Origin of the sequence: Devosia geojensis (assembly GCF_000969415.1) — a bacterium.
Lineage (GTDB): Bacteria > Pseudomonadota > Alphaproteobacteria > Rhizobiales > Devosiaceae > Devosia > Devosia geojensis.
In genome coordinates this window covers 58,260-73,596 of record NZ_JZEX01000185.1, presented here as the reverse complement: position 1 = coordinate 73,596, position 15,337 = coordinate 58,260, and the positions used below count along the sequence as shown (strand labels likewise).

Below are 15,337 nucleotides of genomic sequence, written 5' to 3'. Positions count from 1 at the left end.
AAGACTTTTTGCCGATCGCGGCATGATATCGTCTCTGGCCGTTCGGCCAGGTTCAAGGACGGATTTGAAGAGCGGACGCAAGCCGTCAGGTCTTGCGAGGTTGGACGTTTGTCCCTGCTTTTCGGTCGGGAACTGCGGCGCGCCAGAAGGCGGGCCGCCAAGAGGCAATTTGCGCTCCGGGCGGCGGCCTGGAGTGCGCGCACAACGAGGCATGAAATCGATGAGCCAGCAGGCGGCAGCCGGAAGGGGTGAGTGGAATGAGGCCGGTCTCTCGAGGGGCAAGCAGGACTTATCCGGGCAATCCGCGTGCGGCGAGCCGCCCGCCGAGCCATCCAGAATGAGCGCAGACCTGTCGGAGGCGGGCGGGCGCGAGCTCTGGGCGCGCGTGCGAGCGCGGATCAAGGCGGCGGTCGGCGAGGACGTCTTCACCAGCTGGTTCGCCCGGCTCGAGCTCGAGGAGATCGTCGGCGACCTCGTGCACCTTTCCGCGCCCACGCGCTTCCTCTGCTCCTGGGTGCAGTCCAACTATTCGGACCGCATCCTCGAGGCCTTCCGCCAGGACGCGGCCGAGATCGGGCGGCTGCAGATCACGCTGCGCATCAACGGCCAGGCCCGGGTCAAGCTCGCTCCGGCGCCCGAGGCGCAGCCGAGCCGCGAGGCCGAGGCCGCTCCGGCCCAGCCCGTCGCCGCCGCGCCCCGCCTCATCCGCGACACCAGCGCGCAGAAAGGCGATGCCCTTTCGGGCAGCGCCATCGACCCGCGCATGACCTTCGAGACGTTCGTGGCCGGCGGTCCCAACGAGATTGCGCTCGGTGTTGCCCGGCAGGTGGCGAGCGCGGTGACCAGCGGCACCGTCACCTTCAATCCGGTGTACCTGCATTCGACCGTGGGCCTCGGCAAATCGCACCTCTTGAACGCCATCGCCCATGCGGCGATCTCGGCGGACGCGACGCGCAACGTCGTTTATCTCACCGCCGACCACTTCATGTACCATTTCATCACCGCCGTGCAGCGCCAGTCGGCCATCGCCTTCAAGGAGTGGCTGCGGCGGGTGGACCTCCTCCTCATCGACGACATGCAGTTCCTGCAGGGCAAGTCGGCGACCGAGTTCGGCCATACGCTGGGCACGCTCTTGACCGGCGCCAAGCAGGTCGTGGTCGCCGCCGATTCTCCCCCGCGCGACCTCGAAATGCTCGACGAGCGGGTGCGCTCGCGCCTGTCGGGCGGCCTCGTCGTGCCGATCACCACCTTCGACTTTGAATTGCGCCGCGCCATCGTCCAGCGCCGCGCCGACCAGGCGACCAGCCGCTTTTCCGTCCACTTCCCGGCGCCGGTCATCGACTACATCTCGCGCGCGGTCGTCAGCCACGGGCGTGACCTCGACGGGGCCGTCAACCGGCTCGTCGCCGCCAACCAGCTGACCGGCGAGCTGATCACCGTGCCGCTGGCCGAAAAGACGCTGGGCGACCTCATCCGCGCGCGCGAGACGCGGCGCGTGCGGATCGAGGATATCCTGCGCATCGTCTCGCGCCACTACAAGGTGCCGCGCAATGAGCTGCTGTCCTCGCGCCGCTCGCGCGACGTGGTGCGCCCGCGCCAGATCGCCATGTACCTGGCCAAGGCGCTGACCAGCCGCTCGCTGCCCGAGATCGGCCGCCGCTTCGGCGGGCGCGACCATACGACCGTGCTCCATTCGGTCAGGAAGGTCGAGCAGATGATGCGCGACGACGGCGAGCTCTGCCAGGAGATCGAGCTCTTGAAGAGGATGCTCGAAGAGTAGTCGGCCAGGCGTGAGAGCATCGTCATGAAGCGGCGGCGCATCGGCGGCATCGCGGGTGTGCTGCTTGCCGTGGCGCCGGCTTTCAGCCAGGCGCCGGTTCCCCCGCCCCCCGCCAGCCAGGCCGACCGCGGCGCGATAGCGGCGAGCGTGCGCCGGCAGCTCACCGCCTGCTGGTCGCTGCCGGCGGGCTTTGAGGGCCGGGCCATCGAGGTCACCGTCGCATTCCTCGGCAGCGGCGAACTCGACGGCGAGCCGGCGGTCACGCCGCTTGCCGGCAAGGCCACGGACAAGCTCGCGCCGCTGGCGGCCAGTGCCGTGCGCGCCGTAAAGCGCTGCGCCCCGTTCGAGGGCCTCGATGCGCTGGGCGCGCGTGCAGGCGAGCGCTTCTCCATCACGGTGAATTTTCAGAGCTGATCCACAGCTAGGGGCCGCCAAAGCGGCGTTGCGGCCTTGCTAATCCGTTATGAAACTGTAAACGTCCAAGCCCCGGCGGGCCCGGGGGCGGGCTGCCCGCGCAGCCGTGTAGTGCCGAGGAAAATGCCGATATGAAAGTCACGCTCGAACGCAACCACCTGTTGAAGTCGCTGGGCCATGTCCACCGCGTCGTCGAGCGCCGCAACACCTACCCGATCCTTGCCAACGTGCTCATCAAGGCGAGCGAGGACCGGCTCGAGCTGCGCGCCACCGACCTCGACATCGAGGTCACCGAAAGCGTGCCGGCGATGGTCGCGACCCCCGGCACCACCACGGTGCCGGCCCACACCCTCTACGAGATCGTGCGCAAGCTCGCCGACGGGGCGGAAGTCAAGCTCGAGACCGAGGGCGGCGAGCAGATGCTCCTGACCTCCGGGCGCTCGCGCTTCCACCTCGCATGCCTGTCGCCCGACAGCTTCCCCGACCTCAAGTCCGGCAGCTTCGGCCACACCTTCTCCATCCCCGCCGAGGCGCTGCGCGAGCTCATCGAGCGCACCCAGTTCGCCATCTCGACCGAGGAGACGCGCTACTACCTCAACGGCATCTATTTCCACACCGTCGAGAACAGCCAGACGGGCATGGTGCTGCGTGCCGTCGCAACCGACGGGCACCGCATGGCCCGCGCCGAGGCGGGCGCGCCGGAAGGGTCGTCCGGCATGCCCGGCATCATCGTTCCCAAGAAAACCGTCGGCGAGGTGCAGAAGCTCCTCGATGGAGCCGAAGGGGACGTCGCCGTCGAGGTCTCGGATACCAAGATCCGCTTCAAGCTGGGCACCGTCGTGCTCCTCTCCAAGCTCATCGAGGGCACCTTCCCCGATTACGAGCGGGTGACGCCCAAGAACAACGACAAGGAGATGACCGTCGACCGGGCGACCTTCGCCACCGCCGTCGATCGCGTCTCGACCATCGCCTCGGACCGCGGCGGCAAGGCGGTCAAGCTCTCGGCCCGCGACGGGCAGCTCGAGCTTTCGGTCACCAACCCCGACCACGGCACGGCAAGCGAGGAGCTGGCGGTCGCCTTCGAGACCGATGGCTTCGAGATCGGCTTCAACGCCCGGTACCTCCTCGACATCATCGCCCAGATCCGCTCGGAAAGCGCCGTCTTCCTCTTCAACGACGCGGGCTCCCCGACCCTCGTCAAGGAAGCGGGCGAGGCCAGGGCGCTCTACGTGCTGATGCCGATGCGGGTGTGAGGACGCGCTCCTCCTTGAACTGGCACAAGGCCCCCTCACCCGGCCCGAACGGGCCGACCTCTCCTCCAGAGGGAGAGGTGGTGCCGTCCCGCCGCCCGTGCGCCCTACACCTCTCCCTGGGGGGACAGGTCGGCGCGAAGCGCCGGGTGAGGGGGCCTTCCCCGCAGGGCTCCTCATCGCACCTCGCCAAGTCCCACCCCCCTCCCGGCCTCCGCCGCAAGGGGGGAGGTGCCGCTCAGTGGTTGTGGCACGATTCTGCCAGAAGAACCGGACTACACCTCCCCCCTTGCGGGGGAGGCTGGGAGGGGGGTAAGCCGCGACAGGGGAGGCTCTGCTGAAGTGACCCCCTCCCGCCACATCTCGCGCCTGCGCCTCACAGCTTTCCGCAACTACGTCTCGGCCGCGCTCGACCTCGATCAGCGCCACCTGGTGCTGACCGGTCCCAACGGGGCGGGCAAGACGAACCTGCTCGAGGCCATCTCGCTGCTCGCGCCCGGCCGGGGTCTTCGCCGCGCCAGTTTCGAGACGGTGCAGGCCCAGGGCAGCGACGTCTCCTGGGCGGTCGCCGCGACGATCGAGACGGGGGACGGGCCTGTCGACATCGGCACGGGCGGCGCGCCCGGCGACGGGGCGCGGCGGGTGCGGATCAACGGGGCCAATGCCCGCTCGGTCGAGGCGATGAGCGAATACCTGCGCGTCCTCTGGCTGACGCCGTCGATGGACGGGCTGTTCGCGGGCCCGGCAAGCGAGCGGCGGCGCTTTCTCGACCGGCTGGTGACCACCCTCATCCCCAGCCACTCGGCGGCCGTCGCCGACTACGAGAAGGCCATGCGCGCCCGCAACAAGCTGCTGGAGGAGGGGGGCGATTCGCGCTGGCTCGATGCGACCGAGACGCAGCTGGCCGAATACGCCGCCGCCGTCCATCTCTCGCGCACCGACAGCCTTTCGCACCTGCAGGCGCTGATCGCGCAAAGCCTCGAGGATACGAGCTTTCCGGCCGCCCATCTCTCGCTGACGCCGCTGTTCGAGGATCGGCCCGAACCCCTCGCCTCGACGGCCCTCGAAGCCGAGCTCAAGGCCCTCTGGGCGGCCTCGCGCGGGCTTGATCGGGCCGCCGGACGCACCATATATGGACCACACCGCGTCGATCTCGACGTCACCTACGCCCAGAAGGGCGTGCCGGCGGCCCTGGGGTCGACCGGCGAGCAGAAGGCACTCCTTATCGGCCTCGTCCTCGCCCATGCACGACTCGTCCGCCAGCGCGCCGGCATCGCCCCGTTCCTGCTGCTCGACGAGGTCGCCGCCCATCTCGATCCCGATCGCCGCAGGGCCCTGTTTTCCGCCCTCGACGCGCTCGGCACCCAGTGTTTCCTGACCGGCACGGACCCGATGCTGTTCGCCGCCCTCGAGGGCCGGGCGCAACGGGTGACGGTCAGGGACGGACGCCTGCTGCCCGAGCCCTGAAACCCCGCCGCTTGTCCCCTGCAAACCGGCCTCAAACGGCCATTTTGCTTGGGGATAACCCCCCGATCCGTTACAACGGACCAACCGGCTAAATCCCTGATTCGAAACGAATGACCGATACAGATTTCCCGAGCCCAAACGAATACGGCGCCGATTCCATCAAGGTCCTCAAGGGCCTCGATGCCGTGCGCAAGCGTCCCGGCATGTATATCGGGGATACCGATGACGGTTCGGGCCTGCACCACATGGTCTACGAGGTGGTCGACAACGCCATCGACGAGGCGCTTGCCGGCCACGCCGACCTGGTGACGGTCATCCTCAATGCCGAAGGCTCGGTGACGGTCATCGATAACGGGCGCGGCATTCCCACCGGCATCCACAAGGAAGAAGGCGTGTCCGCCGCCGAGGTCATCATGACCCAGCTGCACGCCGGCGGTAAGTTCGACCAGAATTCCTACAAGGTCTCCGGGGGGCTGCACGGGGTGGGCGTCTCGGTCGTCAACGCGCTCTCCACATGGCTGAAGCTCAAGATCCGCAGCGGCGGCCAGATCCACGAGATGAGCTTCACCCACGGCGATGCCGATGCGCCGCTGAAGGTGACCGGATCCTACAAGCCCGATCCCAAGCCGGGCTCCTATGAAGGGCGCAGCGGCAGCGAGATCACCTTCCTGCCGAGCTCGGAAACCTTCACCATGGTGGAGTTCGACTTCAAGACGCTCGAGCACCGGCTGCGCGAACTGGCGTTCCTGAATTCGGGCGTGCGTATCCTCCTCGCCGACCGGCGCCATCCCGAGCCGGTCGAGGTCGAGCTCTTCTACGAGGGTGGGCTCGAGGCGTTCGTCGCCTATCTCGACAAGGCCAAGGCGCCGCTCATCGAAAAGCCCATCGCCTTTTCGCACGAGCGGGACGGCATCACCGTCGAGGTGGCGCTGCAGTGGAACGACAGCTACCACGAGAACGTCCTCTGCTTCACCAACAACATCCCGCAGCGCGACGGCGGCACGCACCTTGCGGGCCTGCGCGCGGCGCTGACGCGCCAGGTCACCGGCTATGCCGAGGCCTCGGGCATCGCCAAGAAGGAAAAGGTGCAGCTGACCGGCGACGACACGCGCGAGGGGCTGACCTGCGTGCTCTCGGTCAAGGTCCCCGATCCCAAGTTCTCCAGCCAGACCAAGGACAAGCTCGTCTCCTCCGAGGTGCGCCCGGTGGTCGAGAACGTCGTCAACGACAAGCTCGGCCAGTGGTTCGAGGAGCACCCCAACGAATCGCGCACCATCGTCGGCAAGGTGGCCGAGGCCGCCGCCGCCCGCGAGGCGGCGCGCAAGGCTCGCGAGCTGACCCGCCGCAAGGGCGCGCTCGAGATCTCGTCGCTCCCCGGCAAGCTCGCCGACTGCCAGGAGCGCGATCCCGCCAAGTCCGAGATCTTCATCGTCGAGGGCGATTCGGCCGGCGGATCGGCCAAGCAAGGCCGCGACCGCGCGACGCAAGCCGTGCTGCCGCTGCGCGGCAAGATCCTCAACGTCGAACGCGCCCGCTTCGACCGCATGATCTCCTCGGACCAGGTCGGCACGCTGATCACCGCGCTCGGCACCGGCATCGGGCGCGAGGAGTTCGACGCCGATAAGCTGCGGTACCACAAGATCATCATCATGACGGACGCCGACGTCGACGGCGCCCATATCCGCACGCTCCTCTTGACCTTCTTTTACCGGCAGACCCCTGCGCTCATCGAGCGCGGCCACATCTACATCGCCCAGCCGCCGCTCTACAAAGCCACGCGCGGCCGCTCCGAGCAGTACCTGAAGGACGAGCGGGCGCTGGAGGATTACCTGGTCAATGCCGGGCTCGAGGAGGCGGTGTTCACCACCCGCGACGGCGCCGCCCATGCCGGCGAGGATCTGCGCCAGATCGTCAACCAGGCGCGCGACATCCAGAACGCGCTGCTCAACCTGCACACACGCTACAACCGCAGCCTCGTCGAGCAGGCGGCCATCGTCGGCGGCCTCGACCCCGAGGCGCTCGCCGATCCGGCCCGTTCGCCCGAGGCGATCCGGCGCGTTTCCAACCGGCTCGATCGCATCTCGGACGAACTCGAACGCGGCTGGACGGGCGCGCCGACCGACGAGGACGGCATCGCGTTCTCGCGCACCGTGCGCGGCGTCACCGAAACCCACGCCATCGACCAGGCCCTGCTGCAAAGCGCCGACGCGCGCAAGCTGCGCCAGCTCGCCGGCCGGCTCGACGAGCTCTATGGCGGCGTGCCAACGCTGACCCGCAAGGGCGAGACGACGCCGATCCACGGCCCCGTCTCCCTCTTCAAGGCGGTGACCGACGCCGGGCGCAAGGGCATTTCGCTCCAGCGCTACAAGGGCCTGGGTGAAATGAACCCCGAGCAGCTCTGGGAGACGACCCTCGACCCCAATGCGCGCACGCTCCTCAAGGTCGAGATCAAGGAGACCGACGAGGCCGACCAGATCTTCACCGCCCTCATGGGCGACCTCGTCGAACCACGCCGCGACTTCATCCAGGACAACGCGCTGAGCGTCTCCAACCTCGACGTCTAGGGGCACAGGTCTTCGGCCATGCCCTTGCAGGGCGGCTTTGGGATGCGCATCTGATTGTCGCTCGACAAATGGAGACGCCGGCAATGGTTCACCGCTTCGCCAAGTTCATCCTGCCCGCAGCGCTTCTGGCGCTGCTCGCGGCCTGTTCGGATCCGCGCGAGGTGGGCAGCGTGTCGGTCGACTGGACCGGCAACGACGTGGTGGTCGAGGCGGTGGCGGATCCGCAGGTCGAGGGCGTCGTCTGCCATGTCGCCTATTTCTCGCGCTCGCTGATCGACCGGCTGCAGCAGGGCAACTGGTTCGAGGACCCGTCCTATTCGGCTCTCGACTGCTCGGCCGCAGGCCCCATCGTCATCGGCGACATCTCGACCCGGGCGGGCGGCGAGGAGATCTTCCGCGAAGGGCGCTCGATCGTCTGGAAGAGCCTGCGCGTCTCGCGCATCTACGATGCGCAGAACAACGCCCTAGTCTATCTCGCCCATGCGCGCGAGCTCCAGCAGGGCTCGGGCAAGATGTCCCTCTCGGTGATCCCCCTCGCCAACGCGGACGTCACCTGGCGCGAGGGCGCGCCGCAGGCCGCGCAATAGCCGGTTCTCGTCCGTGTTCGCGACCATTGCGGTCGGTGGAACCATCTCGCGCCGAACCGGTTGCGGGCACAAAAACATTCCGCTTTCTGCCGCTTCATTCAGTCGTCGGCCGAACGATATGATGGAGCAACATCAAGGCACTCCCGACAAAGAGAGTGAGGGACACATCATGGCAATCCTGATCGGCGACATCGCCCCAGACTTCACCGTGGATTCGACCGAAGGGCCGATCCATTTCCACGACTACATCGACGGCTCCTGGGCGGTGCTCTTCTCGCATCCCAAGAACTTCACGCCCGTCTGCACCACCGAGCTCGGCTACACCGCCAAGCTGAAGCCCGAGTTCGACAAGCGCGGCGTCAAGGTCCTCGGCCTTTCCGTCGACAAGCTCGAGGATCATGCCGGCTGGGCCGCCGACATCGCCGAGACGCAGGGCGCAACGCTCAACTTTCCCCTGCTCGCCGACCACGACAAGAAGGTCGCTACGCTCTACGACATGATCCACCCGAACGCCAGCGACAACCTGACGGTGCGCTCGGTCTTCGTCATCGGGCCGGACAAGAAGGTCAAACTGAAGATCGAGTACCCGGCCTCGACCGGCCGCAATTTCGACGAGGTCCTGCGCGTCATCGACAGCCTGCAGCTGACCGCCAAGCACCAGGTGGCCACCCCGGTGAACTGGAAGAACGGCGAGGACGTGATCATCGTGCCGGCGGTCTCCAACGAAGCGGCGCGCGAGAAATTCCCCGGCGGCTGGAAGGAACTCAAACCCTATCTGCGGGTTGTTCCCCAGCCCCAGGGCTGATCACAGCCCTTTTCTTTGTTTCTCCCTGACACTCAAGGCGGCATCTGATGCCGCCTTTTTTGTCGCTTCCCTCCCCTCGATGAGAGGGGCCGATTGTGCCTGCGGGCGTTGTTCTGCCAACTTGCAGCAGCGCCTCTTCAAGCGATCTTAACGCGGCTGCCGCATGGTCGGAGCACCTCATGTCGGGGATGAGCTAGCCATGACGCCGCCCGCCGCAGACCGCCGCGCGATCGACTGGCCGCTCTTCGCCCTGGCGTTCCTGGCGGCGGCGGCGATCTTCATCCTGCGCGACCGGCTCGGCGCCGCCGATGCGCCGCTCCTGGCCGACACGGACGACGCCATGCGCATGGTCGTGGTGCGGGACCTCCTCGCCGGCCAGGGCTGGTACGACATCGTCCAGCACCGGCTCAACACCCCGTGGGGCGCCGAGATCCACTGGTCGCGCCTGATAGACCTGCCCATCGCCCTCCTGATCCTCGTCGCGCGGCCCTTCGCCGGCCCAGCGGGCGCGGAGATCTTTGCCGCCTATGCCTGGCCGCTCCTGCTCTTTGCCGTGCTGCTGTGGGTCAGCGCCCGGTTCGCGCTGCGGCTCGCAGGGCCTGCGGGCCTGCTGCCGGCGCTGATCCTGCCGATCCTCAGCCCAGCGGTCACCAACGAGTTCCCGCCGGGCCGGATCGATCATCACAACGTGCAGATCGTCCTCACCCTCGCCATCGCCTGGGCCGCGGTCGAGAGCCTGAAGCGTCCGGGGTTCGCCGTTCTCGCCGGCGTTCTCTGCGCCACGGCCCTCGCCATCGGCACGGAATCGCTTCCCGCGATCGCCGCCGCCATCCTCGCCTACGGGCTCGTCTGGATCTTCATGCCGGACGGGAGCCGGCCGGTCCGCGATTTCGGCCTTTCGTTCGCCGGAGCCGCCCTCGTCCATCTCGCCATCGCCCTGCCGCCGGAGCGCTGGCTGGCGCCGGCATGCGATGCGCTCTCGATCAGCTATGTGACGGCCGCCGCCGCGACGGGAACGGCGTTCGTCGCGCTCGCGGCGCTCGGCGCCCGGCCTCGCGGCTGGCCGCTGCGGTTCGCTCTCGGCATCGGCGCGGGACTTGCGGCCATGGGCCTCGTCTTCGCGCTCTTCCCCGAGTGCCTCAAAGGCCCTTACGCCGCCGTCGCCCCCTGGCTCGTCACCAACTGGATCGACGCCATCGCCGAGGCCAAGCCCTGGTGGGCGAGCCTTTTCGAACTGCCCGCCTATACGCTGGCCGTCGGCATCCCGCCATTGCTCGGCCTCGCCGTCATCTGCCGGCACGCCTTCGCCTCGCGCGAGGGCCGGGCGGAATGGCTTGTGCTCGCGCTCTTTCTCGGGTTCGCGACGCTCGTGATGCTGCTGCAGGTGCGCGGCGCCCGGCTCGCCACCATGCCCGCCATTCCCGCCGCCGCCTGGCTCATCGCCGGCCTGCAGGAGCGCTATCTCACAACCCGCGCGCCGGGTGCGGGGGCCGCGCTCGTCGCCGGCTGGTTCGGCTTTGCCGGCGTTCTCGTCACCGTCGCCGTCAGTGCCGTGGTGTGGCTCGTGCCGAGCCCGGCGCAACAGGTGATGGAAACGCGCGCCGAACGCGCCCAATGCCTGATGCCGCCCGCGTTCGCCGATCTCGCCGCCCTGCCGCCCGAGCGGATCATGGCCCCGATCGACCTCGGCTCGCATCTGCTGCTCGAAACGCCCCATTCGGTCGTCGCCGCGCCCTACCACCGCAACGAGGCGGGCGTCCTCGACGCCTTCGCCTTCTTCAACGCGCCTGTCGCGGAGGCGCGCGGCATCCTCGACCGGCGCGGCATCGGCCTCGTCGTCGTCTGCCCGGCGATGCCGGAAATGCTGGGACTGGCGGACGCGGCCGACGATTCCTTCGTGCGCCTGCGGGCGGCAGGCGCACTGCCGCCCTGGCTTGCCGACGTCAGCCTCGGCGGACCGCTCGAGGTCTATGCGGTTCTGCCCGACGCCTCGGCGAGATAGGCCTCGAGCCCGAGCTCGGCCTGTATCTTGCGGGTCAGCTTGCCGGCGATGGTGCGGTGGGAGCGCGCGACATAGGCCTTGAGCGCCTCGTCGTCCAGCGCGCCGCGCTCGACGCTCACCCATTGCCGCTTGGCGAAGTACGCGGCCTGGACGACACCCTCCTGCGTCGTCAGGATCTCGAAGGTCTCCTCGGGCACCTTGAACACCACCTGCCAGCTGCCGTCGCCGAGGAGCGCGAAGGCCTTGCCGCCGACCTTGGCGACAAGGCTCTCCCATTGCTCATGGACGGTCACGCCCGGCAGGCCCGTGACGAAATCGGTAAAACCGGCGCGCGTGTGGAGGCTCATGAGGCGGCGGCGACCCCCGTGCCGATGGGACAGGAGACGCCCGTGCCCTGCAGCCCGCAATAGCCGGCCGGGTTCTTGGCGAGATATTGCTGGTGGTAGGTCTCGGCGAAATAGAAGGGCTTGGCCGGCGCGATCTCGGTGGTGACGGCCCCAAGGCCCCGCGCCTTCAGCGCCCGCGCGTAGTTCGCCTTGCTCTCCTCGGCGACGGCCGCCTGCGCGCTCGTCGTCGTGTAGATCGCCGAGCGGTACTGGGTGCCCACGTCGTTGCCCTGGCGCATGCCCTGGGTCGGGTCATGCTCCTCCCAGAAGGTCTTCAGGAGCGTCTCCAGCCCGATCTCGGCCGGATCGTAGACGACCATCACCACCTCGGCATGGCCCGTCCCGCCCGAGCACACCTCCTCATAGGTCGGATTGGGCGTCGAGCCGCCCTGGTAGCCGACGGCGGTGACGAAGACGCCGGGCAGGCGCCAGAACAGCCGCTCGGCGCCCCAGAAGCAGCCAAGGCCGAAATAGATGGTCTCGGCGCCCTCGGGGTAGGGCCCCTTCAGCGGCCGGTCGTTGACGAAGTGCCACTCGGCGACGGGCATCGCGGCGGCCCGGCCGGCGAGGGCCTCCTCGGGCGAGGGAATGGTCATCGGCTTGGTGCTGAACCACATGGAAAGGATCCTTTCTGTCGAAGCGGGCGGCTAGACGCGCTCGGTCTCGACGAACTGGTACTGGCGGGGCTTCCTGCCCATCAGCGCCAGCATGATGCCCGGTACGCCGACGACGGCGAAGGCCGGATAGGTCAGAATTGCGGCGAACACGGCATCGAGCAGGTTCGAGAAGAAGCGTGTGGCAAGAAAGTCGCGCACCGCCTCGAGGCTGGCCGCATGGAGCGTGCTCCAGGTCTCCCCGAACGGCGTCATCACCAGCCCGTTGGCCGCCAGGGACTTGGTGCCGTCGATGACGATGAGCACGATGGCAAGGCCGATGAGCCAGGTACCCACAACCCTCAGGACAAGCCGCATCGAAACTTCCCTTGCCGGCATCGCCGTCGCCGGCCTGCCTTTGATCCTGCCCGTGATTTTGCCATGCCCGCCCGATCGCGAACAAGATGGGATCGGTCCGGCTCCAAAACAATGCTGAACGCGCGCTTGTGATCCCTTGCGCGGCGAACTTTAGTGGCTATATTGCGCCCGCTCGCGCACCCCTTCGGGAACCGGCCCCATGGTCCGGCGCGCGCTGCGGAGAGATGGCCGAGTGGTCGAAGGCGCACGCCTGGAAAGTGTGTAGGCGGGTAACCGTCTCGAGGGTTCGAATCCCTCTCTCTCCGCCATTCGTCTTCCTCCTCGGGTTGACACTCATCGTGCGCCCAAAAGCTGGCCGGGACGTTTCTAAAGCTCGGTTTCCATCCCTGATGCAGGACACCGGCGCGGCCGGTTGCCATTCTCATTCACACGCGGACCTTGCGGTGCGAACGGGATAGCGTGGCAAACGAGATGTCGGGCAGCTGGCTGGAAGCAAAATGGCGCGCCCGAAGAGATTCGAACTCCTGACCCCCAGATTCGTAGTCTGGTGCTCTATCCAGCTGAGCTACGGGCGCGCGGGCCGGGATGGACCCGGCTGAAGCGTTCGCAGGGCGGCTGTGGGCCGCTCTTTGCGAAGCGGGCAAACCCATACATGGGCGCTTGGCGATATGCAAGCGGTTCGACCCAAGAAATGTGCATCGGTTCCGCGCCCCGGCCGACGGGCGGGCGGTGCCCGAATCCGGCTCGGCGAATGACCTTCGAAGCGTTTCGGCAAAAAGGGAACGCCAGGTCTTTCGGTGCAGGAACGTGACGATACGACAAAAGATCGTTCTGCGTTTCGATGAGCCGGCGAACGCCTCAGCGCACCAATGCGCTTGCCGGCAGCAGGATGTCGAAACGGGTGCCGGTGGGCACGTCGGCGAGGATGAGACGGCCGCCATGGCCTTCGGTCAGCTCGCGCGCGATGGCGAGGCCGAGCCCGGTGCCGCCGGCGCGGGCCGAACCCTCGAAGGCGACGAAGAGGTTGGCGCGCGCCCGTGGCGGCAGCCCCGGGCCGTTGTCGGAAACCGAGATGGTCACGCCCTCGCCGGTCTCGCCGGCCGTGACGGCGATGGCGGGCGCGGGGACGCGGCTGCCGGCCGCCTCCAGCGCCTCGCGGGCGTTCTTGACGAGGTTGACCAGCACCCGCGTCATCTGCCCGGCATCGACATTGACGTGGAGGTCCGCCGGAACCTCGTTGGCAAAGACGACGCTCGGATGGCCGGCGAGCCCCGCGTCGAACGCGGCGTCCTCGACGAGGGCGTGCAGGTCGACGGGGCGGGGCTGCGGCGGGGTCGCGCTCTCGCGCCCGTAGTCGAGCACCGACTGGGCAAAGCCGATGGCCTTGTCGAGCGTGTTGACGAGGCGCGGAGCCAGTCGCTGGATCTTGGGATCGTCGAGCGCCACCACCTGGTCGGAGAGCAGCTGCGCCGAGGTCAGGGTGTTGCGCAGGTCGTGGTTGATCTTAGCGACGGCGAGGCCGAGATCGGCCAGGTGCCGGCGCTGGCGGAGCATGGAATAGATCTCGGCCTCCATGGCGGCGAGCTCGCGCTCGAGGATGCCGATCTCGTCGCGCCGGCTCGTCGGGGTGATGATGAGGGTGCCGTCCTCGGGCGCCTGCCGGAAGGCGAGGATGTTCTGCGTCAGCCGCTCGACCGGGCGGATGAAGAGCTGGGAAACGAAGACGTAGAGGACGAAGGCGGTGATGCCGGCGATGACGAAGGAAAGGATGAGGATGTTGCGCGAATAGGCGAGCATCTCGACATAGAGCGGGCGCTCCAGCATCAGGAGCTCGACGAGGCTCTCGTCGGCGTCGCCCGAGCCGACGATGCGCAGCGTGCGCCCGCCGCCCGAAAGCATGGTGTCGAAGGCGCCGACGATGACCGTCAGCGGATCGCGCTGGCGCATGTCGGCGGTCACCGCCTCGCGCGGGGTCGGCGCGTCGGCCAGCTCGATGAGCTGGCTCTGGCCCTCGCGCCGGTAGACGATGGCGTCGGCCCCGGCCGCCGTCAGCAGGCGGTCGGTGAGGCTTCTCGGCAGGGACATGACGTCGGGCACCGCATCGAGCACGCGCGCGGCCACCACCCCCACCCGCAGCCTGTCGTCCAGCCAGTTGAGGCGGAAATTGGCGATAGAGGGCACGTAGATGGCGATGCCGGCGCCCAGGATCACCACCACGATCATGGCGATGAGCTTGACCGAGAGCCCACGAAAGCGCCCGGGCAGCACATTGGTCAGGACTTGGGGACGTGCACGCATCCGCCCCAGTATAAGGGCTCGGCCGAGCCTTGGCTAACCCCCTCGCCTCGCGATGTTTTCGGGCGGGCCGCGTTGGCCTGCCCGTCCGAGCGCGCCCGATCGCCGCTTGGCGCGAATCCGGCCGGGCGGCGTTGACTTCACCCCCTCTATTGCCTATAGAGCGCCCCAATCCCAAGGCTGTCGGGCGTGCCCGCCGGCCAGAGACTTTTTCATGCGAAAGCAGACGAACGAGAGGAACCGTGCCCGGCGCGGTCTGATGTTATGAAGCGTACATACCAGCCAAGCAAGCTCGTGCGTGCTCGCCGCCATGGTTTCCGCGCCCGCATGGCCACCAAGGATGGCCGCGCCGTGATCAACCGTCGCCGGCGGGTCGGGCGCAAGAAGCTCACCGCCTGAGCATCGCGGGCCGCATGACGGCCGCCGAGCCAGGAGCGAGTGCCTTGCGCCGTCTCAAGGCACGATCGGAATTCTTGAGGGCTGCCCGGGGCAAGCGCGTCGGGCGGCCTTCGTTTGCGTTGCAGGCCGTGCCCAACGCCACGGGCGATGCCGGCGTCGGCTTCACCGTCACCAAGAAGGTCGGCACCGCCACCGAGCGCAACCGCATCAAGCGCCGGCTTCGCGCGGCTGTGACAGCTTGCGCGCGTGACTTTACCCGCGGGCATGATTATGTGCTCATTGGCCGGCGCGAGGCGCTGGCCGAGCCGTTTGCGGAACTGGTCGGAAACCTGCGTCGCGCCCTGAGGCGCGTGGAGGAGCCCCGGCATAAACCCCAACCGTCCCCCGCAGAAGCGGGCGATGACCGGAATCCTTGAA

Annotated in this window: 14 protein-coding genes and 2 tRNA genes; 11 read left to right on the top strand and 5 right to left on the bottom strand. The window is 68.0% G+C overall.

Annotated elements, in window-relative coordinates:
* The first annotated feature begins 337 nt into the window (after positions 1-337).
* The 8 genes from dnaA (at position 338) to VE25_RS20260 (ending at position 10,869) form a co-directional block, all read left to right on the top strand.
* Positions 338-1,780, top strand: coding sequence for a chromosomal replication initiator protein DnaA (gene dnaA, locus VE25_RS20295; protein WP_046110492.1), 1,443 nt, complete (start codon positions 338-340; stop codon positions 1,778-1,780).
* A gap of 24 nt (positions 1,781-1,804) precedes the next feature.
* On the top strand, positions 1,805-2,194 hold the full coding sequence (gene tolA / locus VE25_RS20290; protein ID WP_046110491.1) for a cell envelope integrity protein TolA: 390 nt from the start codon (positions 1,805-1,807) through the stop codon (positions 2,192-2,194).
* Between the two features lie 131 nt (positions 2,195-2,325).
* On the top strand, positions 2,326-3,447 hold the full coding sequence (gene dnaN, locus VE25_RS20285; RefSeq protein ID WP_046110490.1) for a DNA polymerase III subunit beta: 1,122 nt from the start codon (positions 2,326-2,328) through the stop codon (positions 3,445-3,447).
* Positions 3,448-3,786: 339 nt separating this feature from the next.
* Positions 3,787-4,911 carry a DNA replication/repair protein RecF gene (gene recF / locus VE25_RS20280; RefSeq protein WP_046110489.1) on the top strand — a complete coding sequence of 375 codons (1,125 nt, stop codon included), beginning with the start codon at positions 3,787-3,789 and terminating at the stop codon, positions 4,909-4,911.
* Positions 4,912-5,021: 110 nt separating this feature from the next.
* Positions 5,022-7,475, top strand: coding sequence for a DNA topoisomerase (ATP-hydrolyzing) subunit B (gene gyrB, locus VE25_RS20275; RefSeq protein WP_046110488.1), 2,454 nt, complete (start codon positions 5,022-5,024; stop codon positions 7,473-7,475).
* A gap of 83 nt (positions 7,476-7,558) precedes the next feature.
* Positions 7,559-8,062, top strand: a complete 504-nt coding sequence (locus tag VE25_RS20270; protein WP_046110487.1) for a CreA family protein — start codon at positions 7,559-7,561, stop codon at positions 8,060-8,062.
* A 169-nt stretch (positions 8,063-8,231) separates the two neighbouring features.
* Positions 8,232-8,867, top strand: a complete 636-nt coding sequence (locus tag VE25_RS20265; protein WP_046110486.1) for a peroxiredoxin — start codon at positions 8,232-8,234, stop codon at positions 8,865-8,867.
* A 199-nt stretch (positions 8,868-9,066) separates the two neighbouring features.
* Complete coding sequence (locus VE25_RS20260) at positions 9,067-10,869, top strand: hypothetical protein (protein WP_052732114.1); 1,803 nt, start codon at positions 9,067-9,069, stop codon at positions 10,867-10,869.
* Here VE25_RS20260 and VE25_RS20255 read toward each other — a convergent pair.
* From VE25_RS20255 to VE25_RS20245, 3 genes are read right to left on the bottom strand one after another with little or no spacing between them, the layout of a single operon-like run.
* Positions 10,836-11,216, bottom strand: a complete 381-nt coding sequence (locus tag VE25_RS20255) for an MmcQ/YjbR family DNA-binding protein (protein WP_046110484.1) — start codon at positions 11,214-11,216, stop codon at positions 10,836-10,838. The two genes, VE25_RS20260 and VE25_RS20255, sit on opposite strands and share 34 nt — an antisense overlap.
* Positions 11,213-11,872, bottom strand: coding sequence for a peptide-methionine (S)-S-oxide reductase MsrA (gene msrA / locus VE25_RS20250; protein ID WP_046110483.1), 660 nt, complete (start codon positions 11,870-11,872; stop codon positions 11,213-11,215). The genes VE25_RS20255 and msrA overlap by 4 nt, the downstream gene beginning before the upstream one ends.
* Positions 11,873-11,902: 30 nt before the next feature.
* Positions 11,903-12,226, bottom strand: a complete 324-nt coding sequence (locus VE25_RS20245) for a hypothetical protein (RefSeq protein WP_046110482.1) — start codon at positions 12,224-12,226, stop codon at positions 11,903-11,905.
* Positions 12,227-12,444: 218 nt separating this feature from the next.
* On the opposite strand from VE25_RS20245, the gene VE25_RS20240 reads away from it, so the two are divergent.
* Positions 12,445-12,534 (top strand) — tRNA-Ser (locus VE25_RS20240).
* A gap of 190 nt (positions 12,535-12,724) precedes the next feature.
* Here the strand turns inward: VE25_RS20240 and VE25_RS20235 are convergent.
* Positions 12,725-12,801 (bottom strand) — tRNA-Arg (locus VE25_RS20235).
* 283 nt (positions 12,802-13,084) lie between these two features.
* Entirely contained in the window at positions 13,085-14,524 is a 1,440-nt protein-coding gene (locus VE25_RS20230) for a sensor histidine kinase (RefSeq protein ID WP_046110481.1), read from the bottom strand.
* Positions 14,525-14,785: 261 nt separating this feature from the next.
* Between VE25_RS20230 and rpmH the strand changes: the two genes are divergently transcribed.
* Both rpmH and rnpA read left to right on the top strand, forming a co-directional pair.
* Entirely contained in the window at positions 14,786-14,920 is a 135-nt protein-coding gene (gene rpmH / locus VE25_RS20225) for a 50S ribosomal protein L34 (protein ID WP_046110480.1), read from the top strand.
* A gap of 44 nt (positions 14,921-14,964) precedes the next feature.
* Positions 14,965-15,336 (top strand): ribonuclease P protein component, encoded by a 372-nt coding sequence (gene rnpA / locus VE25_RS20220; RefSeq protein ID WP_046110479.1) that lies wholly within the window; start codon positions 14,965-14,967, stop codon positions 15,334-15,336.
* The last annotated feature ends 1 nt before the right edge of the window (position 15,337 follow it).